Origin of the sequence: Pseudoalteromonas sp. C8 (assembly GCF_011378685.1) — a bacterium.
GTDB lineage: Bacteria > Pseudomonadota > Gammaproteobacteria > Enterobacterales > Alteromonadaceae > Pseudoalteromonas > Pseudoalteromonas arctica.
This window is the reverse complement of record NZ_WTKT01000005.1, coordinates 63,448-89,666: the sequence shown is the minus strand read 5'-3', so window position 1 is coordinate 89,666 and position 26,219 is coordinate 63,448. Positions and strand designations below refer to the sequence as shown.

Annotated in this window: 28 protein-coding genes and 1 pseudogene; 19 read left to right on the top strand and 10 right to left on the bottom strand. The window is 37.3% G+C overall.

The window, feature by feature from the left end:
* Window positions 1-19: 19 nt before the first annotated feature.
* Complete coding sequence (locus GQR39_RS06665) at window positions 20-529, top strand: YetF domain-containing protein (protein ID WP_165735169.1); 510 nt, start codon at window positions 20-22, stop codon at window positions 527-529.
* A 71-nt stretch (window positions 530-600) separates the two neighbouring features.
* Here GQR39_RS06665 and GQR39_RS06660 read toward each other — a convergent pair whose 3' ends face one another.
* Window positions 601-1,221 carry a trimeric intracellular cation channel family protein gene (locus GQR39_RS06660; protein ID WP_002961255.1) on the bottom strand — a complete coding sequence of 207 codons (621 nt, stop codon included), beginning with the start codon at window positions 1,219-1,221 and terminating at the stop codon, window positions 601-603.
* Window positions 1,222-1,638: 417 nt separating this feature from the next.
* Here GQR39_RS06660 and GQR39_RS06655 point away from each other — a divergent pair, with 417 nt between their 5' ends.
* From GQR39_RS06655 to GQR39_RS06630, 6 genes and pseudogenes are all read left to right on the top strand, one after another.
* The gene (locus GQR39_RS06655; protein WP_165735168.1) at window positions 1,639-2,253 is read left to right on the top strand and encodes a cold shock domain-containing protein; all 615 of its coding nucleotides are present in this window, start codon (window positions 1,639-1,641) and stop codon (window positions 2,251-2,253) included.
* A gap of 185 nt (window positions 2,254-2,438) precedes the next feature.
* Window positions 2,439-2,912 carry a hypothetical protein gene (locus GQR39_RS06650; protein ID WP_165735167.1) on the top strand — a complete coding sequence of 158 codons (474 nt, stop codon included), beginning with the start codon at window positions 2,439-2,441 and terminating at the stop codon, window positions 2,910-2,912.
* 205 nt (window positions 2,913-3,117) lie between these two features.
* Window positions 3,118-4,329, top strand: a complete 1,212-nt coding sequence (locus GQR39_RS06645; RefSeq protein WP_165735166.1) for a hypothetical protein — start codon at window positions 3,118-3,120, stop codon at window positions 4,327-4,329.
* Window positions 4,322-6,106, top strand: a complete 1,785-nt coding sequence (locus GQR39_RS06640) for an ATP-binding protein (protein ID WP_165735165.1) — start codon at window positions 4,322-4,324, stop codon at window positions 6,104-6,106. Before GQR39_RS06645 ends, GQR39_RS06640 begins: the two co-directional genes overlap by 8 nt.
* Window positions 6,107-6,306: 200 nt before the next feature.
* Window positions 6,307-6,468 (top strand): annotated as a pseudogene (locus GQR39_RS06635) (transposase); the annotation flags it as partial.
* A 74-nt stretch (window positions 6,469-6,542) separates the two neighbouring features.
* Complete coding sequence (locus tag GQR39_RS06630; protein WP_024598369.1) at window positions 6,543-6,986, top strand: hypothetical protein; 444 nt, start codon at window positions 6,543-6,545, stop codon at window positions 6,984-6,986.
* Between the two features lie 277 nt (window positions 6,987-7,263).
* Here GQR39_RS06630 and GQR39_RS06625 read toward each other — a convergent pair whose 3' ends face one another.
* Together GQR39_RS06625 and GQR39_RS06620 are read right to left on the bottom strand one after the other, a co-directional pair.
* Window positions 7,264-7,866 carry a thiamine biosynthesis protein ThiC gene (locus GQR39_RS06625; protein WP_165735164.1) on the bottom strand — a complete coding sequence of 201 codons (603 nt, stop codon included), beginning with the start codon at window positions 7,864-7,866 and terminating at the stop codon, window positions 7,264-7,266.
* A 350-nt stretch (window positions 7,867-8,216) separates the two neighbouring features.
* The gene (locus GQR39_RS06620) at window positions 8,217-8,918 is read right to left on the bottom strand and encodes a metal-dependent hydrolase (RefSeq protein WP_165735163.1); all 702 of its coding nucleotides are present in this window, start codon (window positions 8,916-8,918) and stop codon (window positions 8,217-8,219) included.
* A 262-nt stretch (window positions 8,919-9,180) separates the two neighbouring features.
* On the opposite strand from GQR39_RS06620, the gene GQR39_RS06615 reads away from it, so the two are divergent.
* Window positions 9,181-9,603: a hypothetical protein gene (locus tag GQR39_RS06615; protein ID WP_024598372.1), complete on the top strand. Its 423-nt coding sequence runs from the start codon at window positions 9,181-9,183 to the stop codon at window positions 9,601-9,603.
* A gap of 31 nt (window positions 9,604-9,634) precedes the next feature.
* Here the strand turns inward: GQR39_RS06615 and GQR39_RS06610 are convergent, their stop codons facing one another.
* The 3 genes from GQR39_RS06610 to GQR39_RS06600 are packed head-to-tail and all read right to left on the bottom strand — an operon-like array spanning window position 9,635 to window position 12,961.
* A complete protein-coding gene (locus GQR39_RS06610) occupies window positions 9,635-11,263 on the bottom strand; it encodes a sensor domain-containing diguanylate cyclase (protein WP_165735162.1) in 1,629 nt (542 codons plus the stop codon).
* Entirely contained in the window at window positions 11,250-11,696 is a 447-nt protein-coding gene (locus GQR39_RS06605) for a hypothetical protein (protein WP_165735161.1), read from the bottom strand. Before GQR39_RS06605 ends, GQR39_RS06610 begins: the two co-directional genes overlap by 14 nt.
* Window positions 11,697-11,698: 2 nt before the next feature.
* Entirely contained in the window at window positions 11,699-12,961 is a 1,263-nt protein-coding gene (locus GQR39_RS06600) for a hypothetical protein (protein WP_165735160.1), read from the bottom strand.
* A 362-nt stretch (window positions 12,962-13,323) separates the two neighbouring features.
* Here GQR39_RS06600 and GQR39_RS06595 point away from each other — a divergent pair, with 362 nt between their 5' ends.
* The 5 genes from GQR39_RS06595 (at window position 13,324) to GQR39_RS06575 (ending at window position 19,512) form a co-directional block, all read left to right on the top strand.
* Window positions 13,324-14,136, top strand: a complete 813-nt coding sequence (locus GQR39_RS06595) for an ATP-binding cassette domain-containing protein (RefSeq protein ID WP_346774491.1) — start codon at window positions 13,324-13,326, stop codon at window positions 14,134-14,136.
* Entirely contained in the window at window positions 14,136-15,584 is a 1,449-nt protein-coding gene (locus GQR39_RS06590; RefSeq protein WP_165735159.1) for a DUF3526 domain-containing protein, read from the top strand. Before GQR39_RS06595 ends, GQR39_RS06590 begins: the two co-directional genes overlap by 1 nt.
* The gene (locus tag GQR39_RS06585; protein ID WP_165735158.1) at window positions 15,581-16,903 is read left to right on the top strand and encodes a DUF3526 domain-containing protein; all 1,323 of its coding nucleotides are present in this window, start codon (window positions 15,581-15,583) and stop codon (window positions 16,901-16,903) included. Before GQR39_RS06590 ends, GQR39_RS06585 begins: the two co-directional genes overlap by 4 nt.
* A 15-nt stretch (window positions 16,904-16,918) precedes the next feature.
* Window positions 16,919-19,030, top strand: coding sequence for a TonB-dependent siderophore receptor (locus GQR39_RS06580; protein ID WP_165735157.1), 2,112 nt, complete (start codon window positions 16,919-16,921; stop codon window positions 19,028-19,030).
* A 242-nt stretch (window positions 19,031-19,272) separates the two neighbouring features.
* The gene (locus GQR39_RS06575) at window positions 19,273-19,512 is read left to right on the top strand and encodes a hypothetical protein (protein ID WP_165735156.1); all 240 of its coding nucleotides are present in this window, start codon (window positions 19,273-19,275) and stop codon (window positions 19,510-19,512) included.
* Between the two features lie 69 nt (window positions 19,513-19,581).
* Here the strand turns inward: GQR39_RS06575 and msrA are convergent, their stop codons facing one another.
* Window positions 19,582-20,181 carry a peptide-methionine (S)-S-oxide reductase MsrA gene (gene msrA / locus GQR39_RS06570; RefSeq protein ID WP_165735155.1) on the bottom strand — a complete coding sequence of 200 codons (600 nt, stop codon included), beginning with the start codon at window positions 20,179-20,181 and terminating at the stop codon, window positions 19,582-19,584.
* Between the two features lie 293 nt (window positions 20,182-20,474).
* Here msrA and GQR39_RS06565 point away from each other — a divergent pair, with 293 nt between their 5' ends.
* Window positions 20,475-20,669, top strand: a complete 195-nt coding sequence (locus GQR39_RS06565; protein WP_024593951.1) for a CPXCG motif-containing cysteine-rich protein — start codon at window positions 20,475-20,477, stop codon at window positions 20,667-20,669.
* A 58-nt stretch (window positions 20,670-20,727) separates the two neighbouring features.
* On the opposite strand, the gene GQR39_RS06560 is transcribed toward GQR39_RS06565, so the two are convergent.
* Window positions 20,728-20,928, bottom strand: a complete 201-nt coding sequence (locus GQR39_RS06560) for a hypothetical protein (RefSeq protein ID WP_002962626.1) — start codon at window positions 20,926-20,928, stop codon at window positions 20,728-20,730.
* Window positions 20,929-21,034: 106 nt separating this feature from the next.
* Between GQR39_RS06560 and GQR39_RS06555 the strand changes: the two genes are divergently transcribed.
* From GQR39_RS06555 to GQR39_RS06545, 3 genes are all read left to right on the top strand, one after another.
* Window positions 21,035-21,517 (top strand): GNAT family N-acetyltransferase, encoded by a 483-nt coding sequence (locus GQR39_RS06555; RefSeq protein ID WP_165735154.1) that lies wholly within the window; start codon window positions 21,035-21,037, stop codon window positions 21,515-21,517.
* A gap of 138 nt (window positions 21,518-21,655) precedes the next feature.
* Window positions 21,656-22,267: a MarC family protein gene (locus tag GQR39_RS06550; protein WP_024598382.1), complete on the top strand. Its 612-nt coding sequence runs from the start codon at window positions 21,656-21,658 to the stop codon at window positions 22,265-22,267.
* Window positions 22,268-22,297: 30 nt separating this feature from the next.
* Window positions 22,298-23,179, top strand: a complete 882-nt coding sequence (locus tag GQR39_RS06545) for an alpha/beta hydrolase-fold protein (protein WP_165735153.1) — start codon at window positions 22,298-22,300, stop codon at window positions 23,177-23,179.
* A 522-nt stretch (window positions 23,180-23,701) separates the two neighbouring features.
* Here the strand turns inward: GQR39_RS06545 and GQR39_RS06540 are convergent.
* Window positions 23,702-23,929, bottom strand: a complete 228-nt coding sequence (locus tag GQR39_RS06540; RefSeq protein WP_240918179.1) for a hypothetical protein — start codon at window positions 23,927-23,929, stop codon at window positions 23,702-23,704.
* An 11-nt stretch (window positions 23,930-23,940) separates the two neighbouring features.
* Between GQR39_RS06540 and GQR39_RS20400 the strand changes: the two genes are divergently transcribed.
* Both GQR39_RS20400 and GQR39_RS20225 read left to right on the top strand, forming a co-directional pair.
* Window positions 23,941-24,072, top strand: coding sequence for a hypothetical protein (locus GQR39_RS20400; protein WP_263640614.1), 132 nt, complete (start codon window positions 23,941-23,943; stop codon window positions 24,070-24,072).
* A gap of 185 nt (window positions 24,073-24,257) precedes the next feature.
* On the top strand, window positions 24,258-24,488 hold the full coding sequence (locus tag GQR39_RS20225) for a hypothetical protein (RefSeq protein WP_024589389.1): 231 nt from the start codon (window positions 24,258-24,260) through the stop codon (window positions 24,486-24,488).
* Window positions 24,489-24,578: 90 nt separating this feature from the next.
* Here GQR39_RS20225 and GQR39_RS06530 read toward each other — a convergent pair whose 3' ends face one another.
* On the bottom strand, window positions 24,579-25,787 hold the full coding sequence (locus GQR39_RS06530) for a porin (RefSeq protein ID WP_024589388.1): 1,209 nt from the start codon (window positions 25,785-25,787) through the stop codon (window positions 24,579-24,581).
* Between the last annotated feature and the right edge of the window lie 432 nt (window positions 25,788-26,219).

The window sequence follows — 26,219 nt, the reverse complement described above, 5'->3', positions numbered from 1 at the left end:
TAAAAATAAAGGAGTAAGCATGTTTTTTGATGATGTTCAGGGTTTAGTACGCGTACTTATTATTGGTGTACTGGGGTATGTAGCGCTGGTGTTTTGGTTGCGTGTATCGGGCAAGCGAACACTATCTAAATGGAACGTGTTCGACTTTATAGTCACCATTGCGCTGGGCTCTATATTGGCGTCTGTTATTATTTCAAAAAGTGTTCCGTTAGCTGAGGGCATACTTGCCTTTGTCGTATTAATAGGGCTGCAGTATATTATTACGTGGCTTAGTGTGCGCTCGTCAAAATTTGCAGCGCTTATAAAAGCAGAGCCCACGCTTTTACTAAGTGATGGTGAATACTGCACGGCTGCACTTAAATCGCAGCGCGTAACAAAGTCAGAAATTCGCGCCGCTATTCGTGGCGCTGGTATATTAGCCATTGAAGATGTAGCTGCAGTAGTGCTAGAAACCGATGGTAGTTTTAGCGTACTTAAGCAAAATAACAGCGGGTTAAAAACCGCGTTAAGCGATGTAAGCGGGCATTAAATTAATACGCTAATAGTTATATTAACTAAGGCAGGTATATTACCTGCCTTATTTTGTATTGAAGGTTATTTTTATTTAGCGTGCTGCTCTAATAAACTAAAGGTAGGTAAGCGCCATTTAAAGCGTATTGATGCCATACGTATTAAGTAACCTGCAACAAGGCTTACAATAATGCTGATGTTGTCGTCAATATTGTAATGGTGTAGCGCTAAGTATAAACAGGCAACAAGTAACGATACACTCGCGTATAGCTCGTTATGTAATACAAGCGGCGCTTGGCGACATATTAAATCTCGCAGTAAGCCACCAAATACGCCAGTAACAACGGCAGCCACTACACAAATACCGTAATGCAGCCCCATATTTAGCCCCACTTGGCAGCCAATAATGCTAAAAGCAGCTAAACCCAGGGCGTCTAGGCGCATAAATATGCCTTTAAATTTAACTACCCATTTAGCCAGCCACGTAGTGACAATACCGGCAATACAGGTAATTAATAAATACTCTGGGTGTTGTACCCACGTAAGCGGGTAATTGCCTAGTAATATATCTCGAACGCTACCACCGCCAATTGCCGTGGCGCTGGCTACCAGCACTACGCCAAACCAATCCATTTTCATTCGTCCTGCGCTAAGTGCGCCAGTCATGGCTTCTGCTGTAATACCAATAATATAAACAATCGTTAATAGCATGAGATAATCACTTAAAATACGTGCGTAAAAATAAGGTGTGGATTGTATAGATAAATTAAGTAAATAACGAATGAAAAATCGTACTAAAAACGGTTAATTCAGATAGAAATAACTAATGACAAAACCGAGTGTAAACAAGCTGTTAAGCTGATGGGTGAGTGCGTAATGGTTGATGTTAATTAAAGGACATTTGGCCGCAAATTATAAATAAAACAGGTTGAGGTTTAGTTGCTTTTAGCACGCTTATTTTTAGCTGAATTTAATAACTTAGTTTAATAATTTGGTTTAGTAGGTAAAGCGTAAAATTAACGCAATATGAATATTTAGTTGCATGGTTTTAATTTAGGAACGTATAATAACAAGTGTTAACTAAATGGAATTTGCGTAAAACGCAGCTTAAGCAGAGCAGGTGAATACATGAACAAAGGATTGTTAAAGTCGTGGAAAACAGACAAAGGTTTTGGTTTTATTAAATCAGACACCCTAGAACACGACACATTTATACACATATCAGCGCTCAAACACATGAGCCGCAAGCCTAAAGTTGGCGACACCATTTATTTTGAAGTTGCAACACAGCCCGACGGTAAAACCAAAGCAATTAACTGTCGCATAGAAGGCGTTGCAGAGCTTAAAGCACCTTATCAAAAACACAATAACCAGCCGCACCGCATTGCCAAATCTAATTTTGCCAGTAGCTCTCTAGGTAAAGCCGCCTCATTAGCGCTTATTGCTGCACTTTGCTTTTACGCGATTAATAAATACAACACTCACTCAAGCAGCCAAACACCCATTATCACCAATGATTTAGCCACTAATGACGATTTAGCCACCTTTGATGAAAAATACCCAAAAGTCGTTATTCCTAAAAGCACGCAAAATTTTACGTGTGATGGCAGGCAATATTGTACTGAAATGCGCTCACGCGAAGAGGCGGTATTTTTTATAAATAATTGCCCGAATACAAAAATGGATGGTGATGGCGATGGAAAACCTTGTGAAAATGATTCACGGTTTAAAAATGAATGGTAATTTGATAAACCGTTTAGTTAAAGGTTTGGTTGAATAAAAATAGATTTAATTAAGAGCTGTGTATAAATACAGTTATTTGCAATTTGCCCTATAACATTATTAAAAGTCGTTTTTTGGGTGTTATAGCCTCAAAAGTGGTTTGAATGAGTTGTTAGAACTCATCCTTCAATTTCTAAAAGGTAATTATGGATAATTTTGTAGATCTAGCGATGAAATTTATTGTTCCGTTTGTGGTGTCAATACCTACTGCAATCATCGCTGTAAAGCTTGCATTGAGAAAATTCAAATCAGAAAAATGGTGGGATAAAAAGCTAGCTTGTTATATTGGATTATCTGAAGCTCTTAGTGTGATTATTAATTATGCCGATATGGTGATTGATATTAAACTTGACGGCGTAAAGCACGATGAAGAAGAGCTCAATAATCGCAAACTAATGTTTAATAAATCAATGCTGAAATTACAAACTCAAGTATATTCAAGCGTTCTTTTTATGGATAACACCTCACATGAATCGTTGTTACGATTTTATAATAAACTATTCAGTATGCAAACAAGCTCGGAAGACCCAAAAAAGCTAGCAGAATTAAGGGAAAATGCTGAGTTCTGTTTAAACATAATTAACAAAGAGGCTAAAAGAGAATATAGAAGTCAAATGTAAAAGCCTAACAAGGCGTTGATGCTGTAGAATTTTTTTTAAGGAAAGCAGCTTCGAATTCATTACTTAATGCTTAAAAGGGGCTATGATTTCAAGAACTCATATTTAAATTAATTGTGTCTGTTGAAGTTATTTTATAGCCTCACTAGGTACCAATCTAATTTCTGGTTTTGTTAAATAATCAAAGTGGTAAAGGGAGTTTGTATCAATGACAGGAAGAACAGCTGATAGCACCATTAAAGGCTTTCTATATCAATTTAATAAAACGTTGCTAGAAGTAACTCAAGCAGATGACGATGAAATAATAACCGTAGAAGGGCTTGTTGAAGATGTTGATATCTATAGTGCTGATGGAAGCCTAAACGCAATACAATGTAAATATCATGAATCCCAAGATAAATTTACAGGTAGTCTGATATATAAACCACTGCTGCAAATGGCTGAAGCTTTCTCAAAGAACTCAAAAAAGGACATTAAGTACACTATATTTCTTCACGTACCCAATGAAGTTATAGGTGTTAGGAATGTTGAAAAAGAAATGCTTAATGAGGCTATGGCAACAGATAATCAATCCCTGATTAAAATTGTAGCAAGGATTGAAAATAACTTTGATGCTGATGAATTTTTGAAAAATGTAAAAATCGAGTTTGGAACTTCAATTGATGAGTTAGAGGTCGAAGTTAAAAAGTCTTTAGGAAAATATAAATTATCTGGTAGTGATATAGACACATTACTATATCCAAACGCAATCACAAAAATTTCGAAGTTATCTAGTTTAAAATCTGAAGCCCACAGGAAAATTAGTAATAATGATCTTCGAAAGTACCTTTCAAGTGTTACAACCACAGCTATTTCAAAGTGGACTTTATCTCTTAAAAACCGTAAAGAAATTCTAAATAAAACAAAAAAACAACTCGCGAACTCTTTTTCGCAAAACAGTAGAGAGCGATGTTTTTATTTTGATATTCATGAAATTGAAGAATTTGAAGAAAGAATTGTTGTATTCATTGGTAATTACTTAAACAAATACCATTCAAAACCAAGTCACTTAAAAACACCTATTTTTGCAATGAATATTGATTTTTCATCCATTAAAGATATTCAGTACCGTTTATTTATAAAGGGAATTAAGGCAAATACTGGCTTAGTTGGAGATGTTTTTGAAGTAGATAACTTCTATAAAGATCCAATTCAAATAATACAAAAAAGTAAAATTGAAAATCGAGAGTTTGACTTGAGATTGTTAGCACTTAGTTCCGAGCAGCATGCTATAAATCACAGGAAAGGTGATGATCTTTATTTAGTCTGTAGCTCAACTCCTGAATGTATAGAAACAACTGATATTAACTATTATCAGGTTGGTACTAATAACTTCAACGAACTTGAATATGTAGTAAGTTTAAGGAATAGCCATGAGTAAAATAGGGTATGTTACATCAAGCTCTCCAGAGCAAGTAACAATTGAAATTGATGGTTTAGAAATTTTAGAAAAAAATAAAACTAAGTTACAAGTTGGGAAATTTTTAAAAATTGAAGATGGAAATCATAACTTTGCAGTAGCTACGATAAATAATATAAGTGGTCAAAAAGTCGAAAAAGAAGGGGAATTACTCTGGAATTTTATTATTGATTCCTCGCCCGTCGGTGCGTTAATTAATGATAACGGGCAGTTGAAGTTTTTCAGAGGTACACAAGTATTACCTGTTCCTACAGAAATAGTCCATATTTTCGATGATTCTGACTTATCAATTATTTTTTCAAATGATGGTGATTATAATTTTAATGTTGGTCATCTTTCTGGAAATACAGAAGTACCATTCTGTATTGATGGTGATAAGTTTTTTGGTAAACATATTGGATTAGTTGGGTCTACTGGTTCAGGTAAATCATGTGCTGTTGCGAGCTTAATACAGAATGCTGTTGGTATTTCAGATTCAAAAAATATAAATAAAGAAAATAAGAAAAATTCACATGTACTTATTTTTGATATTCACTCTGAGTATTCGTCGGCATTTAAAGTTGATGAGGAAGAAAAATTTAGCTTGAATGAATTAAGCGTCGATAACTTAAAGTTGCCGTATTGGCTAATGAATTCTGAGGAGTTAGAGTCACTTTTCATTGAAAGCAATGAACAGAACTCACACAATCAATTATCGCAGTTTAAACACGCAGTCATTCTTAACAAAGAAAAGCATAACCCTACACTAAATAAAATAACTTATGACTCTCCTGTATATTTCGATATTAAAGAAGTTTACAGTTTTATTTGTAACAAAAATGAGCTCACCGTTTATGAAAAGGACTCAAAAAAGTTATTTGCAACACTCAGTGCTGAAATTGAGTTTGATGAAGATAAGTTGTGGGAAACTATAAACTTTGAAGCATCCACAGGTAATGCCAAGCATAAAGTGTTAGATGCTAAAGTATCCAAAGATGGAGGTTTTAATGGTGAATTTGATAGGTTTATATCAAGGCTTGAGACAAAGCTAAATGATAAACGACTCACTTTTCTTCTTAATCCATTAACTGAAAATAGTGAGATATACAAAACTAAAGATTTTGAGGAAATATTGAGACAATTCTTAGGATATATTGATAAATCAAATATCTCGGTCGTAGACCTAAGTGGAGTCCCTTTTGAGGTTTTGAGTTTGACTGTTAGCTTGATTTCTCGGCTTATCTTTGATTTTGCATTTCATTATTCAAAACTGAAGCATAATCTAGATGAAACGAACGATATTCCATTTATGATTGTTTGTGAGGAAGCCCATAATTACATTCCGCGAATTGGGGGAGCAGAATACAAAGCCTCAAAAAAATCTATCGAAAGAATTGCAAAAGAAGGACGCAAATACGGGCTTAGCCTAATGGTGGTTAGTCAAAGACCATCAGAAGTATCTGATACAATTTTCTCTCAATGTAATAATTTTCTAGCGTTAAGACTCACAAATAGAGTAGATCAAAGTTATATAAAAGCACTGTTGCCTGACAGTTCAAGTGGTCTTATTGATTTGTTACCTTCGTTAAATCAAGGGGAAGCATTCATTGTTGGAGATGCTGTACTAATGCCCAGTTTAGTTCAACTCCCTAAACCAAGTCCAGAGCCAAAGTCAGCAAGTGTAAGTGTATATACTGAGTGGAGTTCGGCATGGAAGGATGTAGCTTTTGATAAGGTTGTTGAACGCTGGAGAAAGTAAGGAATAATTGAAAAAAGCGAAAGGGGTCACTCATTAGAAAATTCCGGTCAAGCAGGCAGCTGTGTTTTCTTGATCTTTTTATTCAAAAACCAAGTGTTCTTATTATTTAAAAGATTAACAGTGACACCCATTCTAAATTTTGCTCTTTTAAAAATTAAGGACTAGGTTTTAATTAGTTCAAAAAAAGAGCAGGGTGTCTTATGGCAATTGCAAGAAAGCGTCAAATAAGTTTGGTTGATACAAAATACTATCACTGTATTTCACGCTGTGTTCGTCGTGCATTTTTATGTGGCGAAGACCGTTTTACAGGTCAATCTTACAAGCACCGACGAGGGTGGGTTGAAGATAAGCTGCTTGAATTAGGAAATTAATAAGACACCCATCTTAAATTTCAGCTTACTCAGCAGTGCGGAGCAAGTTTTCGGAGTATTAAAAAATGGACTTTGTTATATGCTTAATTTTATTTTTATTGTTCTATATTTTAGTCAATTATATCCAAAGCATTATTGGGTATTACCCTAAACTAGCTAGAGAATATAAAACGGATTTAATTATTTCTGATTCCTCACTTTTAAAATCAAGCAGTATGTACTTGACGAATGTGGCAGATATTTCTCGTGAGAAAAACAGTGAATATCGGACTTGGCTAAATATTAAATCATTTCAGCAAGGTATATTTATAAGCCAAAAACGGATGTTGATTCTACTATTTCCCAGGAGTTTTTTAATACCATGGGAGCAAATTAGTTTAATAAAAGAAAAAACTAATTTTCTTAAAAATCAATATCTTTATAAAGTCGAATGTAAAAAAGAACCTGTTTATATCATTACGAAATTCGATTTGTTAAAAAGCGTAAGTAACAAGAATTTACGAGAATAAATGAAGTCAAATCTTGACTTCACACATCAAAACTTAAATTAGTCGAATAGCTTTGATTTAAGCTATTATCTCCTCTAAAAGCGCAGCGCCTCATATCCTCTTTGTGAATTAGCCTTTAGATTACGAAGAGGGCATTAACTTGGGATGCGATAGTCGAACGTTTTAAGTTGAAAGTGGGCGTCACTTTAAACGTAAAACATCGGCGAATTCATAGTTTTACATGCGCCGATGTTTATAGTTTATTTAAATGAATACCTTACTTGTAAGGTATTAAGCCTTAGTCTTGTTTACGGTAAAGGCTTATTAAACATATAGATAAAAGTAACGTTGCAATCATGCCTGAAGCGCCAGCAACAGCTGATGGAAGAAATCCATCACGGCCAAAGGTAATTAAAATACCATTGGCAAGCATTGCAACTCCGCCTGCTAAGGCTGTAAGGCCGCCAATTACTTTGCCGCCTTTAGCTAGAAAAGACAGGCCAAAAACAAGTGCTGCTAATCCTAATAATAACTTAGCTGCATAGTAAATCATGAATGACAAAGAAACCACGCCACCAATTAAAGGTTGTGCACCCTCTACTGTGCCTGCAACTTTTCCAAATGTTGAAAATAAAGTAAGGCCAATACTCACTTGTACTATGTTAAGTACCGCACTAAACGCGATTGCCGACCAGCCTAGTTGAGCGTTTTTTGCTTGCACCATAGATGTGCCTGCAAAGGCAACAAGTAAAGTAAATACCAGCGCTTCTAGCCCCCAAGCCACCTGCCTTGAAAAACTAATTTCTGCACTGTAAAGAACAGAATAAATACCCTGTGATATCGCCAATACCAATAATAAAGATGCTGTAATTAGCATGGTGCGTTTATTCGTAAATTCCATTATTTACCTCTTATAATTTTATATTTAATGCTTTAAAAAAATTCTACAGGTTTGAATACATCAAACAGGGAGCTTTTTAGCTAATTAGCTTTTACACTTAGCCTATAAGACAGGTAAAGCTATTTAATTATTTCACTTAAACCTATAAAAGTATTAATTAATAATAAATAGGCTAAAGCTTTGGCTTTTTAAATCAAAATTAAATTGTAAAACTGTTTTGATTCAAGCCATTTATGCCCTCTAAAAGCGCAGCGCCTCAAACCCTCTTAGTAAATCAATGTTTAACTATCTTAATTATCAAGAGGGCACACATTTTGAATATGTGGTTAAACGGCTTAATACTTACGGCGTTAAGATAAAAACGTAAAATGGGACCAGTCACTTAACGCTGTAATAGTTTGCTTTGTAGGGGGCGCAACATAGATTAAACCTGCAATGGCAATAACTGATGCTAGCGTAATTAATTTGTTATCGAAGTCGGCTATTTTTAAAGCTGTTCCGAAAGAGCGTTTAATGGTGACATTGCTTAAATCTACACTGTAAATTTCATCCAGCAATAAATGAATTAACCCGCCTAGTAAAATAAACCCGCCCGTTAACCAGGCAAAAACGGCTGCTTGTGTGGTTGATTGGTCATTTAGTTTCCATACTACTTGAGTCGTTAATAGTGCGCATAACAGTATAAATAGTAAAGAGTGGCAACTGCCTCTATGTACTGTGATCCACTCAAAAATGGGCCTAATAATATATTTCATAAATCCGTAAACCAATAAGGGCACTACGATTAACTCGATAAAGCTAATTGTAATAATGAGCTCGGTGGTTATGTAATGCAGTACCAGTAATACAGCGCTGAGTGCAAATAAGTTAAAAATAGTATCGAGTGATGTTGAGTTATCTGAATCTATGTCGGGTAATAAGCCGCCGATTGAGCCTAAAAACCATAACCAGAGCGCGCCCTTTAATTCAATATGTCCTGCAGATAATAAGGTGGCAGATGCTAAGCCTGTGATGATTACGGCAGTATTAAGATGAGTATTGAAGTTTGCCATTGTATCTCTTGATGGGAAAAAGTAGGGCATTCTAACAATTGAAAAGTTTATTGTTCAATGTTCTTTTTAAATAGATTTTGTATTACTTTGATTAATCGCTAATAGTACAATTGTTATTCTGTATTGTGGTTAGTGGTGCGAGCAAGTTGTAATTTTTTTGATAAAAATCAATAATACAGATAGTTTTTATTGCCTATTGGCCTTTTGTATTTTTACTAAAAGCCTAGCTATCAACTTATAAAACGGCTTAACTGGAATCCACATGAACCAAAATAGATATAAAGCATCGTTTCCTGCGCCTAATATTGGTAGTGAGTACTTTGTTTCATCAACATGGAGCAGTTATGGTTTCTGGGCTTTATTAGCACTGACTCCGCTTGCTCATTACATGATGTACTATAGCGTTGACGGTTTAGAACATGGCAAAGATTTAAACGCTGTAGGAATTATTGCGCTTGGTGCTCTTGCTTTGTTTGTTTTAAATATAGCAGCCCAATCTATACGTTGGTTAGGCAGGCTTTTGGCAGTGGTTTGCTTTAGCATTAGTCTGTTTTTTATATTATTGCTTATTTACCTCAGTGTATATTCACACTTTCCAATTGCTTATTTAGGTGCTATTTCTTATTTTGGGTTAGCGGCTTATTTTTATAATAAAGACTATTTGAAAGCCATAAAAACACTATAGCATTTACTATGTAGTTACTAATTCACGCCATCTAATTTTTTATATCGTCATAAAATGCAATTTTCCCTCGGCCTGTTTCTTTTATGTGGTAGAGCATATTGTCTGCGTTTACCATTAACGCAACTAATTCGTTGCCATCATTTGGGGACACTGCAATACCTATGCTTGCACCTACTGCGCATGTTTTATTTTGCGCAATATTAATATCGTGTTTTAACTCATTGAGTAAGGCGTTCGCTTTTTGTTGTGTTGCCGTTTTATCGTAGGTTTTAATTTGCTGTGCAACAATAAATTCGTCACCGCCTAGGCGGATACACATGTCGTTTTTTTCATGAAAAAGTGTTTTAAATCTATGCGCTATTTCAATTAGCACTTTGTCGCCAGCTTCGTGGCCGTAGGTGTCGTTAATGGGTTTAAACTTATCTAAATCAATCATCATAAGCACTAAATGTTCATTATGTTTAATACATTCACGTAGTGCTTTTTTAAGGCGTTTTTCACCGGCGCGTCGGTTTAATAAGCCAGTGAGCGGGTCGTGATCGGCTTCAAAACGGGTTTGAAATTCGCGTTCTGCGCGCTCAGTTACATCATGTAAAATGACTTCAACTAAGTGTTCTTGATGAGCGCCTCGCTTTGTTTCACGTTGCTCTGTTAATCTAACAAATAAGCAGTGCAACCAAATGGTTTTATGGCCCACTTTACACTCTATATCTAGGGTCGCTTGTGGCGGGTTTTTATCACAACGAATATCTGCAAGCAGGCTTTGTAACTCATCAACGTTATTTAATAGAGCGGGAAAGTGCAAGGTTGATAATTCTTCTTCGCCGGGTACGGTAAAGTAATGTTTAAACGCGGGGTTAAAGGTGGTGATAATATTATTGTCATCTAATAAACAAATACCGGCGCTGGCTTGTTCAAAAATAAGTCTAAATTTAGCTTCTAGTTCTTGAGTTTTTTTACGAAGGGATTGCTCATTACTTATGGTTAACTTTAACTCATGCATTAGAGCGTTTATACCATGCGTTAGCCTGCTTATTTCGTCTCGCTTACCTTGTTTAAATTCTAGCATTGTCATGGTTTCGGGATTGGTAGGGTCAATTGTCGCAAAGCTGTCTGTTAGGTTTTGAATAGGCTGAGTAAGCCATTTGCGTACAACCAGCGACACAAAAAAAGCGATGACGATTGATTGAATCAGCATTAAAAGAAATTCTTTTATAAGTGATGACTGTGCTTGCTGTTCAATAAATTTATCGTCGGGGTATATGGCAAGTACACCTATAAAGGAGTCTTCTATAAAGGGGTGAATTAATTTAATTAAAACAGCTTCATTTTTTTTGTTAGTAGAGCCACTTGCAATAAATAACTCCATTTCGCCTTTTGCGTTTGCTTCTCCTTCTAGGCTTGCGCCTTGCACTAAATCGTTACTTAATAAGCCATTGATAATTTCTTGGCTTAATTCACGATCGTTTAAGTAGGCAGCTATTGCGGCTGTTTTTCCCATTGTTTGTGCTAACTGCTGCACGAGTAGGTAATTGGTGTTTTTCTTTTCTTTAAGACTCGAGTAATAAGAAAGTGTTGACGATACTAACGTAACTACAATAGCGACAATGGCGATTGATAGAGCAACGCGTACGTAGAGTGCTTGGCTAATTTTTATCAAATGTGTATACCACTTTTACTGCGTCTGTAACCTGCGATTGAGGAATATAACCAATTGCAAATTGTGATGCCGCTATTTTGTTTAACGCATCTTCAACGGATGTTGACGGTGATGGGGGCTTTGCGCGCCCTGAAAACAATAACCTAGCCCAATAAGCATTAATTTTTTGCTCATCTTTGTTGACCAGTTGTAGGTAAAAATCATTTTTTAATGTTGATTGCGCCGGTAAATCGAGTGGTTTAGAGGTTTCACCATCAGGGAACGTTAAATAACGGCCCATGTAAATATCAATAACTTCGCGCTTAGATAAAGCATTAATTGTATTGTTTTTATTTACCACCACTACAAACTCTGTAGGTTTGGCATTAACACTAACAAGAAGCAGGCAAAGCGGCAGCAACACATAAAGGAGTGAGTTACGATAGCTCATCATTGTTAAAACACCATACTAGCGTTCAAGCTTAGCATATGTACTTTGTGGCCTTTGTCTACATCGGCAGGATTACTAAGACTCCATAAACCCGCACCTTCGGGCTTTATATCAAAGCGGTCTAGTTGAGCTTTTAGCGCTAATCGCTCCGACAGTTGCCATTTTACACCTATGTTAATTGAATGCTGATGAACATAAGGCACCTTAATAGCAGCTTGTGTTGCAAGTGCTAGCTGTTGTATTGGCTCTGAAATTTGATCGGGTATGCCTGGTGAAAAAACAGGTTCGTTTACTTGTATAACATCGTGACGATTTTTTGCTGCAGAAAAGCTCGTGTAAAATATTGCATTATTTACCCTATAACCAGCGCTAATATAAGTGCTGAAAACTGAAGGAGCAATTATCCAATCGGATTCTGAAATACCTACTTCAGATTGAATAAGCCAATTATCATGGTCGTAGGTAAGTCCAAACGCGGCATATTCTATACTGTGGCCTTTGGTATTAAATTTGTTAGATATAGTGCCTGCTTGTGGCCATATACTTTGTGGGACAGCGTCTAGTAAAGCTAAAAACTCATCTAGTGAGTCCAGCTTATAGTCACCAAAATCAGACTTTGATAGTGAAAATCGCACTGTCCAAGAATCCAGTGAATAGGTAGCACTTAAGGTTGTTAAATTATCAAAATCTATAAAAAAGTCTTTGTTGTATGCTTGCAGCTTTGCAGTAGAGCTCCCATGAGCGAGCTTTAAGCGTAAAAACCCTTCATCAATGGCTTTACTGTATTCAATATCCACGCCGTCGTAATTTCCTGCAATGTTTGCAAAAGAGTAGTATTCGTGAGGAGGGCGTATCCATAAGTAGGCGTATCCTACATAAGGATATTCAGAGAGTAAGTAAAGATCGCTATTTAGCCGGCCAGCACGGATAGCCCAATGGCGCGAGGGGCGGTAACGTACAAAGGCGAGCTCTAAAAAATTATCAAGACTTTTAAAGGTATGATCTTGTAAAACGACTTGTACCACGGAGTCCCAGTTTTTTGAGAGTGAGATATTAGCTTGCCCACCTAAAATTGAATCACGCGTTGCTGAAAAGCCTGTATCGTTTTCATTTAAATAATTAGATGCAAAGCCGATATCTGAATCGTCAGTGTAACTGAGTGTTAAAGATGCAAAACCACTAAATTGCACGTCTACTTCATTTGCATCGCTTTTATTAGCAGCAGAAATTACCAATATGGCTATGGCAATTGTACCTCGGAACAACATGTTAGCGCTTATTTTTATGATATGGATAATAAAAAGATAGCACATTTTTTAAAATTACCAACTTACCCAACATAAGATTTTACCAAAGGCGTTAGCATGGCAAAGCTAAAAAAATTACACTCTTTATGCTTGGTTTTTAATTTACGTTAAATTGTAAATAAACACACATAACACCATCCTAAATTCCATATAAAAGGGGTTATTAAAGTTGCTTTAATTTTTACCTCCTAAAGTAATAATTTATTAACTAAGTAACCGTAATTATCTTATTTGTTAACTGTTGGGATGTTATATTGTTGCAATTGCTATTTGATATAGTATAACATTCACACCTATGTAATTTCCCTAAATAGAGTTTGAGTGTGACAACACCTACCACGATTAATAAAACACCAACAATTGCCCCTAAAACTTTTGATAAACAACTTAGCAATGCAGACGCCGCCCTAAGTGATGCGATGATTGAAGTGAGTTCTTTAAATTTTAGTATTAAAAACAATGCTATTTTAAAAAACTTAAGCTTTAGTGTGGCTGCAGGTGAGGTTTATGCGCTACTTGGTGGTAATGGTGCGGGTAAATCAACCACGTTAAAAACGTTACTTGGGTTTAATAAACCAACCGAAGGCTCTGTAAAAGTAGCGGGTAAAGAGGTGAGTAAAGCGCTTGATTTTGTGCGAGGTAAAACAGCGTATTTGCCAGAGTCGGCTACGTTATATCCGCATTTAACTGCTCGTGAAAATATTGAATATTTTTTATCACTCGCTGATATTAAAAAATCAGATGAGCAAATTAACGCGGCTTTTAATCGTGTTGCACTGCAATACGATGCGTGGGATCGCCACATGCAAACTTATTCAAAAGGCATGAGGCAAAAAACAGCAATTGCACTTGCGATACTGCGTGAAGCACCCATTTTTTTACTTGATGAGCCAACCTCTGGTCTTGATCCTGTTGCTATTGATGAATTTAATCAACTTGTACGAGAGCTTGCATTAACTGGTGCGACTATTTTAATGGTTACCCACGATGTATACGGTGCCTGCCAAGTCGCTAATCGAATTGGTTTACTTAAAAACGGTGAGCTGGTGGGAGAGTTTAATGCGCCCCAAAGTGGGCGTATTGATACCGAGCAAGTACACGCTGCGTTTGGGCATCACGCTAAAAGAGGTGCTTAATGAGTATAAATAACTTTTCAAAGGTGGTGATTGTTACCAAAGATGAGTGGCGTTATTGGTTACGCTCAAAATTAGCAATGACCGTGCTTGCTATAGGTTTAGTGCTCACGCTTGCTTCGGTAATTGTAACGGCTATTACCATGATGGAGCTAAGCCATGCTCGCCATGAATTGCAAACAACAAGCGATAAGAGCTTTGTTGATCAACCCGACCGCCATCCACACAGAATGGTGCATTACGGGCATTATGCATTTAGAACGCCTTCGCCACTTAGTACGCTAGACCCTGGTATTGACGCTTACACAGGCAACTCTATATTTTTAGAAGGGCACAGACAAAATAGCGCAATGTTTGCAGATAGCCGCCAAGGGACTGCATTAACTAAATTAGGCAGTTTAACGCCTGCATTTATTGTGCAAACACTCGCACCATTATTATTAATATTAATTGGCTACAGCGGTATTAGCCGAGAGCGCGAATCTCAAACGCTTTCTTATTTGTTATCGCAAGGTACATCGGGTGTAACGCTAATTGCAGGTAAAGGATTGGCGCTACTTTCTGTTGTGGGTTTAATTTTAACTCCGCTGACGGTATCGGCTTTATTTACACTTGGCTCAGGCGAAGGCTTACTCGCGGTTGTAAGCTTTGTGCTTGGCTACGCTTTATATTTAATTGTGTGGGTGCTGCTTATTTTACTGGCATCGAGTGTGTTTAGTAAAAACAGCGGAAGCTTTACAGCACTTGCCTTTGTTTGGATTTTACTGTGTATTGTAATGCCACGTGTAGCAAGTACAACAGCCTCCACGGCAGTGCCATCAGCAGGCAAAATAGAAACCGACTTTGCTGTAAAAGCCGAACTTAGAAAACTAGGTGACGGCCACAACACAAACGACCCCGCATTTAAGCAATTTAAACAATCGCTCCTTAATAAATACAACGTTAGCAGTATTGATGAGTTACCCGTTAATTTTAGAGGGCTAGTGGCAAGCGAGTCTGAGGCTAAACTCACAAGCGTACTCAATAAGTTTGCTGAGCAGCGTATGCAAGCTGAGCTTAAACAAACAAAGGTATCACGTTATTTTGGTTGGGTTTCACCTATGGTGGCTATTCGATCGTTATCGATGATTGTGGTAGGCACGAGTATTGAAACCCATCATCGCTTTTTACGCGAAACCGAGCAGTTACGTTTTGATTTTGTGCAAGGGCTTAACAAAGTTCATGTAGAAAAGCTTAGCTACCAAGACGACATGAACCGCAATGCTGATACTGCTGCAACCCAAAAGGCACGTGTAAGTGCTCAAAATTGGCAAATACTGCAGGACTTTACTTTTAATGTAGACAGCTCAAAAGCGAGAGCGCAGCGAAGTATCCCTGCTTTTTTACAGCTACTACTTTGGATTGCGGTGCTGTTAGGCGGTATTAAATTTGTAGGGAGGCGTTTGATATGAGTTACCTATTAAAACAGCTTGCGCGTGAATGGCGTTTTTTACTTCGCCAAAAATACTTAGTGGTATTACTGGTGTGTACGTTTGTAATGTCGGGGTTTGCAGTTTTCAGCGGGCTTAGTGAAGTAACACAGCAAAAGCAAACCATTGAGCGCTTAAAAGCCGCCGATTTAACAGACTTAACTAACGTTCAACATAAATACGAAGACCCAGGCTCGCTTGCCTATTACAGTTTTCACTTAACGTATTCATCGCCTTCAAATTTAGCGTTTGCTGCTTTAGGCGAGCGCGATATTTACCCGTGGAAACACCGCTTAAACCTACTTGCGCTAGAGGGACAAATTTACGAAAGCGATGCGCAAAACGCAGAGCTAGCGCAGGCGGGTAAAATTGATTTTGTATTTGTAGTAAGTGCATTAGCACCGCTGATAGTTATTTTACTATTTCATGATTTATTTGCTAATGAGCGAACAAGCGGTAGGCATGATTTATTAGTAACTACTGCTAGGTCTTACTTTGCATTATGGGGGGCACGTATAATCGTGCGGTTGATTGCGGTAATAGTGTGTTTAATGCTGCCATTTTATATAGGTACATTGCTTAGTCATTCGGCCCTTGCTGATGTGGCGTTTGTTACTTTTATTTGTGTAATTTACATTGCGTTTTGGACTGCGCTCAGTGTCTGGTGGGGTAAAAACGCCAGCAGTGCGCCGCGTGTTGCTTCAACGTTAATTGGTTTTTGGGTGTTAGTTGCTTTTATTATTCCTATTTTAGGCGATTTAGTTATAAACAAAACGGTGCACTCACCAAAGGGCGGCGACATTGTGCTTACTCAAAGAGAGGCCGTTAACGATGCATGGGACTTACCAAAGAAAACCACAATGGATGCTTTTGTTGCATCAAATCCACAGTGGAAAGATCACGTTGATATGCAAAGCGAGTTTGAGTGGAAATGGTATTACGCATTTCAGCAAGTTGGAGACGAAAAAGCAGGTGAACTTTCACATGCGTATCGTGATGCAGCGCATACAAAGTATCAATTAGCGGGAATTGTATCGTGGTTTTCACCACCATTGCTGTTACAACGCAGTTTTACACGACTGGCGAGCACTGATGCTTTAGCTGCATTTAGATACGAATACCGTATGCGAGGATTTCATAAAAGTTTAAGGGAGTTTTACTACCCTTGGCTCTTTATAAAGGGTAACCCACCAAAAGCGGCGCTTGAGAATATGCCTAGCTTTAAAAAAACAATGCTTAATGAAATGGACGAGCCTGAAGTTACAGGCGTTAAGCTAAAAGAAAATTTATCAGTTAACTAATTAACAAGGTTTATAATGAATACCAATAATAAAGGGCTAAAGCTAACCTATTTAAGCGCATGCTTAGTCAGTTTATTTAGCAGCCATGCTATGGCAGTTGAGCAAAACCAAAAAGATGACAACGCAAATAATAGCCCTATTGAAAGATTGGCTGTAATCGGCTCGCGCCAAGCGTATCAAGGTAAATTTAGTGCGTTAGAAACACCGCAATCAGAACTGAAAATAGATTTAGAAGCCCTTGAAAACGCAGGTGCGATAGATTTAAACCAAGCACTTGATTTGTCTGCTTCGGTTGCTCGTCAAAATAACTTTGGTGGGCTTTGGAATAGCTTTGCACTACGTGGTTTTGTAGGCGATGAAAACTTACCAAGTAATTACCTTGTAAATGGGTTTAATGCCGGGCGTGGTTTTGGTGGCTCGCGTGATTTGTCGGGTATTGAGTCGGTTGAGGTGTTAAAAGGCCCACGAGCTGCACTATTTGGCCGAGGAGAGCCTGGTGGTACAGTAAACCTTGTTACTAAACGCCCAACATTTGATACAAGTGGCGAGCTCAAGCTAAGCGTAGGCAGTTTTGATACCTACCGTGCTGATGTAGATTACACAACGCCCCTTAACGACGATGTAGCAATTAGACTGGTTGGTTTTTATGAAGACGCGAAAAGCTTTCGCGATACGATAGAAACAACTAAACAAGGCTTTAGCCCATCAATAACGTGGAATATTAATGATAATAGCCAACTAATATATGAGCTTGAATACAGCGACCAAGAAGTCCCTTTTGATAGAGGTGTATTAGCTATTGATGGTGAACTTGGTTTAATACCAGAAAGTCGCTTTTTAGGAGAACCAGGTGATGGCCCAATAGAGGCAGATGTACTTGGTCATCAATTAGAGTTTGTTCATGACTTTAATGATAACTGGAGCGTGTTATTAGGCGCTAATTACCGTGATACGTCGCTTGAAGGGTTTGCTACCGAAACCGGTTTTGCAGGTGTTGTTGATGGTGAGGTAAATCGTTTTAGGCGTTATCGTGATTACGATGCTAAATATCAAGTATACCGTGCAGAAGTAACCGGTAATTTAGAGGTTGCAGGGTTAGAGCATCGTTTAATAATTGGTGTGGACTCTGATAAATTCGAAAATGATCAATTTGTTCTTCGCGTGCGTGGCGATCAGTTTATTAATGTATTTAACCCCGTGTATGGTGCGTATGAGTTACCTACGCCAACGGCCAATACCGATAAGTTAGAAGTGCAAGAGTCGTTAGGTATATTTATACAAGACCAAATAAGCCTAACCGATAAGCTTGATATACGTATTGGTGCACGTTTTGATGACTACGAACAAACACTTAATAACCGTTTAGCTGATACTCAATCAAAGCAAAACGAATCGCGTGTTAGCCCGCAGTTTGGTGTTGTGTATGAGGCGAGTGAGTTTGTATCTGTTTATGCCGCTTATGGCGAAAACTTTAGGCCTTTATCAGGCACTGATACAAATGGCGATGGTTTTGAGCCAAATCAGTCTACGTCATCAGAGGTAGGCGTTAAATTTACTTTAAACGATGGCGCTCTGTTTGGCACCGTTGCTGTATTTAAAGTAGAACAAGACAATATGCTGGTAGTTGACGATCCGACTGCATTTACTTTTGCTGCAATTGGCGAAGCACAAAGCAAAGGCATAGAAATTGATATAAACGGTGATCTTACTGATGATGTAAGCCTATGGTTATCGTATGCGTATGTTGATGCAACCATTGAAAACTCATTTTTTGATGCGAACTTTGGCTATACAGTAGAAGCGGGAAGCTCTTTATTAAATATTCCTGAGCATCAATTTAGTTTACAGCTAGTTAAATCGTCTGAGTTATATGGTAAAGCCGTTAAATTTGGTGGAGGCTTGGTTTATGTAGGCTCACGAAACGGCTTTTTTGGTACCGATTTTGAGCTGCCAAGTTACACAACAGCGCGTGTATTTGTTGATGTTGATGTAACTGATTCAATTGGCATGCGTGCAGAGGTAGACAATCTGTTTGATGAAACCTATTACACTAACTCATTTGCTGATGCGTGGGTTCAACCGGGGACACCGCGTAGCGTAAGGTTAAGTGCGACTTTTAAGTTTTAAACGTACACATTAAAATGATACAAATGAAAAGGCTGCTTTATTTAAGCAGTCTTTTTACATTGGTTATAAACCGTTAGGTTTTTAGGGTCTGTCTAGCGCTGTTTTGCATCAACAAGTAACACTTAACTTAATAACAAAGGCTTTATGAAATAGACGGTGGATAAGTAAACCTTTATTATAAATTCCTTGTTTTGCCAATGTTATAGCTAGGATTTAATAGCAATATAAAATGGAGATTAATTGTGAAAGATAAATTAAAAGAAAAAAGTGTGACACAGAAATTTTTTGGTGAATATTCTTGGATGTATAAAGTTTCAGCGTTTCTTGCTTTTATTATGGTTATTTACATTAGCTTTAATGGAGAGGGAAGTGTTTGGACACAGCTTGTGAATGGTGATTTTAATTCTGCTTTGCTTGTTAGCATTGTTGGTTATTTATCTGAATTTAGATATCGATTTATTAAAGAATCTCGAAATAACTAATAAGATTAAAAAGCGACTAATTTAAGCGGCTTTTTAATCTTTTACAGTGAAATACCTAATTAGACGTAATTAATGAGTTGCTCTGTCGCCCCAAATATCTTCTAGGCGGCTATCTCGACCACAACGCCAGCGATAGGTGTTGTAACGGATTGGGTTGTTTTTGTAATAATCTTGATGAAAGCTTTCTTTTCCTTTAATAGGGTAAAAGGTACTTGCGTTTAGTATTGGTGTAACCACAGTTTGATTAGGGAACTCGGCAACTACTGCAGCTTTTGTTTTTTCAGCTAATTTACGTTGTTCGTCGTTTTCAACAAATATAGCACTTAAGTAACTAGGGCCTTTATCGCAAAATTGGCCTCTGGCATCAAAAGGATCAATATTAACCCAGTAATGATCAAGTATGCCTTTGTAGCTTACTATGGCTGGGTCGTAAGTAATTTCTACGGCCTCGTAATGGCCTTTATGATTACCATTGTACGTTGGGTTTTTAAGTTTACCGCCAGTAAAACCCGATATTACATCGGTTACGCCTTCTAGTTTTTCAAAGTCGCTTTCCATACACCAAAAGCAACCTCCAGCTAGAACGGCTTTTTCGGTTTTAGCTGCATGAGTAAATGTGCTAAACAATATTGCGGCAGATGTTAATGCGAGTGCGAGTGATTTTTTCATAAAATTATCCACCTGTAGAGTGAGTTTATAAATGCTTGTAAAGTTAGACCCGCTAAGTGCTAATACTATTTCATTGTAGAGGCATTGTATTAGCAGGCTAACACTTATCTATGGTGTAAAATAATGTGCTTAGATGAGTTTTATAGTGATAGGGCTTGTCGTTAGATCACTTTTTAAGTGAGCAGCATGGTTTAATTAGTTTAGCCATATAAGTGTTATTTAATGGGGTGTTGAATTATGCTGGTTTGTTCATTAAAGTGACAACATTCGAGATATAAATTAGCAGGTGATAAATGAACCAGTTAACTGAAAAGTCAATAAGCTGCCCTTATTGCGGCGAAAGTATAGAAGTATTACTTGATGCAGCAGATATTGATGAGCAATACATAGAAGACTGCCAAGTATGCTGTAAGCCTATTTCGTTTGTAGTATTTGAAGATGAAGACGAGTTAAACGTTAATGTTTACAGTGAAGACGAAGCATTTTAACTCGTTAATTAGATATGAGGCTGCAATTTTGCAGCCTTTTTAATGCGTATGTGTTTGGTTAGCTATTTTGTTCTCGCGCTAGTTGGTTAGGGAGGAGTTCTTCTACTATTTCGCGTGCTGGAAGTGTATAGCGTGTGCCGTCAAACATTACAGAGGTAAACTCGTTAATATTAGTAATGCCTGTTAAGGTCCAGCCTTCGCCGCGCTTTGGGCAATATACTGTGGTAGTGGGTTGTATTACTTTAAAATCGTCACTCATTACGTTATCTACTCTTTTTGCTTTAAAGATAATGCTTGTTAATGGGGTATGGTAAGTTAATAATGCTTGCCCATAAAGAGCTAATTTAACTAACCACTTAAATAAAATGTTTAATACCACAAAGCTTGAACGCGTTACGCTGCGCTTAATTACCCACAAACACGCTGCGTGTTTATTTAATATTTTAAACCATCCGCACGTGTCAGAATTTAACGACTACGATACACCCCTTACCAAAACACAAATTAAGCAACTAATACAAGATGATATTAGCGCCTATTACGAAGGCGAAGTGATTAGAGTTGCAATTGAACATAATACATCTGGAAAGTTAATGGGTACTTGTGGGCTTTATAATTTAACGCCCTGTAAAAGTAATGCATTTATAGGATTTGAGCTGCACCCCGACTTTTGGGATAAAGGTGTAATGTTTGAAGTAGTCACTGGTTTCACTAAAGAGTTACTTAAGCATATTCCGCTTAAACATTTATCGGCTGAGGTGAGTGCACACAATGCACGCTCTCATAATTTACTTATGAAGTTAGGCTTTAGTTTAAGAGAAAATTCTATTTGGCATAAATCGCTTTAACGTAAAACGACAAATTTTTAAATCTTTGCGAGTGTAAATAAAATACAAAAAATAACGGCTTTCTATTATAGTTAAGCGTAAGCAAATGAATTTGTTACCCGTGTTTTATTAAATATTTACGCTTAACAAGGATTTTATATGCTAGAAAAACTCTCTCAAGATGCACTTGTTATTTGGGCTACCATTGACCCAATAGGCACGATGGCGTTGTTTGCTGCGCTTACTTCTCACTTAACCGATAAACAACGTCGTAAAACAGCTTTTAAAACGGTGCTTTATGCAGGCTGTGTATTATTGGGTTCTATTTTAATAGGGCAGCTAATACTCAATGCGATGGGAATTAGATTGGTGTCGTTTCAGTTAGGTGGCGGTATTATATTGTTTTTGTTTGGCCTGCAAATGATTTTTGGAAACGATTCTAACAAAGCTAAACAAGACCCCGATCACGATATAGCAGTGTTTCCGCTAGCTATACCTGCAACAGCAACTCCAGGCGCTATTTTGGCGGTGATACTACTTACCGATAACCACATACACCCAATTACCACACAAATAGGCACAGCGCTTGTTACACTTGGTGTGTTGGGTATTACATTAATACTATTGCTGCTTTCGGGTAAAATAATTAAGCTTATTGGTACTGGCGGCGCGTCTATTTTAACGCGTGTGATGGGGATGATTTTAGCCGCGTTTTCGGTTGAGCTTATTATGACCGCGCTTGAAATAAAACAATGGGTTAAGCTCGATTAAATAACTCCTAAACATTTAAAGGAATGCCGCATGGCAATAAAAATAACAAAACACTATTTTATTAATTTAAGTTTAGCCGTAGTCATTTTTGCTATCGGTATTTTAGCCATACGCTATTACAACCATTATGTATCGGCCTATACAGACGTAACAATTAACTCAAGCGTGCTTAATGAGTCGCGCAAAGTGTTTATAAGATTACCCGCTAATTACAATCCTAAAAAAGCGTATCCGTTAATTATTAAAACCGATGGTAACTTTAATTTAGATACATGGGACAAAGCACTTACAAAACAAGCTAAGAGCGAAAAAGGGGATAAGGCTATATTGGTGTCTATTCCTAATTTGTTTTTTACAGATACACGTAATCGCGATTTAGTGCCTCCTTATGCTCGCCAAGATGTAAATACACAAGCGCGCCCAGAGGGCGAAACACTTATAGAGCCTAATGGTGAAGCCGACAAGTTTTTAGCGTTTATTGAAACTGAGTTATTCCCGTATTTATCGGCAAAATATAAGCTTAGTAATAACCGTGTATTAAGTGGTTTTTCGGCCGGTGGCAGCTTTGTACTTTATGCACTGCATACAAGGCCTGAACTGTTTAATGGCTACTTTGCATTTAGCCCAGCGGCTTGGTATGACGATATGACAGTGGTTAATAATGTAGAAGCATTTTTAACTACTCAAGCTAACAAAGTTAAGGCGCCTACTTATTTATATCTTTCGGTGGGTGGAGCAGAGCATCCGTTAATGTTAAAAGCGTTTAATAATTTAGAGTCTGCTTTAAAAGCAAATCCTAATAATAACCTTGTGTGGCAAAGCGCTATAAACGAAGGTGCTGAGCATTCAGATAATCCAACATTGAGTGTATCAAAGGCATTAGCTGGTTATAGTAAGTTTATTAAAAAGTAGGTTAGATAGGTTTAACCGGTGGCTGTATGCATATACAGTTACCGGTGTTTTAACTATTTATGATAACGAATCAGCTTCATAGCACTTTACTTAGTTTAATATTATTAACGACTTACAAAGGGAAGTTGTTTTAATTTATTTTTACACAGTAAATACGCGCACTGTGTTTATATACAGTACGTAGGTGTTGAGTTAGAATACAGGCAGTACCTATGAGCATATATCACACCTATTTGTTACTGCTTTTAATTAGCCTTACGCCTTTGTGATCAGCAATAAACAGTGTAAGTACTTTTTAATTTCAATATAGTTTCACCACCTTTTTACACTCTTAATGCAATTAATATAAATTAGCTGGTGGCTTTATAGTGAAAGAACACATCATACTAAGTTTTATTATAAAGCTAAACTTAGCAATAGAGTCAAATTAGAAAAAAGTAGTCAGGGAAGTAGTGCAAATAATAAAGGGGGAGGTTTAGGTAAAAAAGAGTATTTATAAAAATGCTCTTTTTTAAGTTACTACTACTTTGCTTTGATCGGTTTAAAAAACAATACCAGTGCAATTATAAATGCTGAAACGCTACAAATTATAAATACGTTTTTTTCACCACCAGGTATGTACTGCATAAATGAGGTAAAAAACTGACCCGAGAATACAGCCATCGTAAAGTACGATAAGTTACGGCCGCGTACTTTCACATAGCTGAGCTCTACCGTCATATGGTTTAAAGGCGCACTTAAGCTCGGCATGTTTAACCTTTATGGCAGCACTGGTTCGAGAATATAAACAGCAATACCCAAGCGTGCACGTTACATTGTTTGAAATGACTGCAACTGAGCAAATACATGCGTTTAAAAACGATTTAATTTATGTGGGTTTTTCACGGCCTTGACCTGATTCAATTAATGATGAATTTGTAACTCATACTATTTATGTAGATTCATTGGAGGCCATCGTTGATCAAAATCATGCGCTGGCAAATTATAAAAATATTGATTTAGCTAAACTAAAAAATGAGCCATTTATTATTTTTAATAGAGAGGAAGCACTTGGTCTTTTTGATGAAACCATTTTGCAATGCAAACATTAGTGACCGAAGTGGCTGCTGGCTTTGGTGTGGCAATTGCGCCTTATTGCGTACGTAAATTATATAGTGAAGGGTGCCATTTTATAAAACTGAGCGACGTACTCACGCAAATCCCGGTGCTATTACAAATTAAAAAAGCAGATACCAATGCGGCTGTTAATACATTTGTTGAAATAGCCTTAAATGCAGAATTGAGTATTGAAAAAAGTATGGCGGAATAAAAAAAGCCCAGTTAAAAAAGTTAAAAGGGCTAAAAGGGTTGTGCTTAGGGAAGTTGTAGTCGTTTTTAAACTTATATTTAGAGCTTATATTTAGAACTTATATCTAAAACCAAATGCTATACCGTCATCTTCCGACTGCTCCATTTGTGCTTGTTGATCGTCGTTATCACTTTCAAAGTCGCTAAAGTCTTTACGCGCTTCTACGTAGGCAATAGTGTCTTCGTCAATTAAGTAGTGAAGGCCAATAACAGCAAACTGACGCTTAAATACATCGTCTGGATCGGCGTTAAAGTTTGGCTGAATTACGTAGTCATCACCGGCATCAAACACGTTGTAGGCAATAAAAGGGCGAAAATCGTTATCAAAGCGGTAAGATGCAAATGTTTCTATACCTATTGCGTCTTTAATTAAGCGACCAATATTATCTGTGTCGTGGTTTTTGTTTTTATTTATGTTGGCAGCAACGTAAAGGCCTGGCTTATCAATGTTGCCCCACATAATGCCTGCACCGTAAATTAAATCTTCAACATTGCGAGTAGAACCATCGCCAAACGTTAAATCAAACTCGCCACGGTTAATGCCCGCTGTAAGCGTGAGCATATCTGTAGGGGTATATGTTACAGATGCACCAAATGTGTAGTTAAATTCAACTTCTTGGGCTGCACTATCGCCAGAGTTCCATAGCGTTTCGCATTCTTCTTCTGAAATATCGCTTACGTCACAGGTATAAAATTCGCTGTTTTTAAGCTGCGCTTGTACTGCAAAACTAAAATCGTTATAGCTATTGCGGTACTGCACTAACTTATCACCACGGCCAGTGCCATTTACAGCGCCATCGTCTTTGTTATAGGTGTAAACGCCAGCTGCATTACCATCCCATACAAAGCTATTATTTGTGCCATAAACTACGTCGTACCATGCACCCCATTGTTTACCAATGGTAAGTTGACCATACTTTTCGTGTGAAAGGCCTGCGTAACCTAAACGGTTATACAAAAACTCGTCCTGAATTGACTCAAAACGATTGTTATAAATTATATCGCTACTGCCTACAGGGTTTACACCCCATTCTACGAGTGCAAGGGCAGTCCAATCTTTCTTGAGCTTTCGGGTAAAGCCAAAATTAATGCGCGAAGTACCGTTAACAACTTCGGTTTCGTTTTGTGTGTTAATTACACGCACATCAAGATATCCACCTACTTTTAGAGTGTTTTTATCATCTTTGTATAACTCTACCGCTGAAACAGCGGGTGCTAATACAATACTTGCGCTAATCAGTGTCGCTAATTTTTTGCTCATCTTGTGTGTTGCCCTGTGTAAATTTCAGTGTTTTTACGTAGGTAAAAATTCAGGTTCGAAGATTAACAAAGCAATAAACGGCTAAAAAGTGAAAAAAAATCAACAAAATTGAACGGCAAACTTAATTGACATTCACTTGAGGTTAATTTTGTTTTTCAGGTGTTGCTGAGGTTTGTTTTTTTAGTTGTTTTGTAGGTAAAAAGGATTGGTAATAGGTGGTGTGTAAAAATTCTAATTTGAATTAATTTCATCTTGGTTAAAAAATAGCGACTAGTGCAAAAGCTCTAAAAGTGCTTTATTTTCATAAATATAACTTTTTATTGTTACTGCGTGTACAAAAATGAGTTAAGTAAACACACAAACACGTTAAAAGTGTTTTTACTCTAATTCAGTATACGTAATTCTAAACTCCCTAGACGTATTAAAGTGAAT